The sequence below is a fragment of the Staphylococcus sp. GDX8P54P genome (assembly GCF_017893165.1).
Taxonomy (GTDB): Bacteria; Bacillota; Bacilli; order Staphylococcales; family Staphylococcaceae; genus Staphylococcus; species Staphylococcus borealis.
The window spans coordinates 280-673 of sequence record NZ_JAESMM010000093.1 but is presented as its reverse complement, the minus strand read 5'-3'; the positions used below and the strand labels follow the sequence as shown (position 1 = coordinate 673).

The window sequence follows — 394 nt, the reverse complement described above, 5'->3', positions numbered from 1 at the left end:
ATTAAAATAAACCAAGAGGTAAATGTTACAACAAAGCACGCTAAATTATTCACTGGTAAAATTTTATCTATTTCTCAAATTCCTCACAAAGTGGAAAAAGGAGAATCCATTTATCAAGTAGATATTTCCACTCAAGATCATTACCCACTTGGTCGTCATTTCGATATTGATGTTGGAAGTTCTAAAATAGAACTACCTACAAATTCAATATTTGAAAATGATTATGTTTTAATTACACAAAACAACAAAATTATTAAAAGAAGAATAGAATATACTAAGAGCCCCAAAAATGGGTATATTATGGTATCCAAAGGATTAAACTTTGGGGATAAAGTTATCGTACACCCTTCATCCTCACTTCTATCCTATTAACCATAAGTTTTTCACAATAAGC

At 29.7% G+C, this 394-nt stretch carries 1 protein-coding gene; it reads left to right on the top strand.

All coding sequences use genetic code 11. The features are described 5' to 3' along the window. A partial coding sequence (locus tag KA909_RS13415; protein ID WP_210130340.1) for an efflux RND transporter periplasmic adaptor subunit occupies positions 1–372 on the top strand: 372 nt, incomplete at its 5' end. Positions 373–394: the final 22 nt, after the last annotated feature.